Annotated in this window: 1 protein-coding gene; it reads right to left on the reverse strand. The window is 62.1% G+C overall.

The features are described 5' to 3' along the window. A partial coding sequence (locus ABEH27_RS25745; protein WP_346616255.1) for an immunoglobulin-like domain-containing protein occupies positions 1–377 on the reverse strand: 377 nt, incomplete at both ends.

Here is a 377-nt window from a genome sequence, read left to right on the forward strand (position 1 = left end):
CGCTAACGGAAGCGGTGTAAGTGACCACGCCGCCTTCGATGACTGAGGCATTGGCGGTCAACGTGACCGTGCTGGTATCGATGGTATCGCTGACGTTAGTCACGGCTTCGGCCGGGTTGACCGCCAGCTTCTCGAAGTCGCCACCGGTGGTGCCAGTAATGGTGGTTTTGACTTGGCCGGCGTCTTTGTAGACGTCATCGGCCGGCGCGGCAACAGTGACCTGGCCAGTCGTTTGACCGGCGGCGATGTTGATGGTCGCGCCGTTGCTCAGGGTCACGGTCATTGCCGTGCCGGCTGGGTTGCTCAGCGTGGCGGTATAGACGATCTGACCGCCTTCAGCGACATCGCCGGTAGCGCTCAGCACCAGGTTGGTGGTG

Origin of the sequence: Pseudomonas sp. P39-UII1, from assembly GCF_039672635.1 — a bacterium.
Classification (GTDB): Bacteria; Pseudomonadota; Gammaproteobacteria; order Pseudomonadales; family Pseudomonadaceae; genus Aquipseudomonas.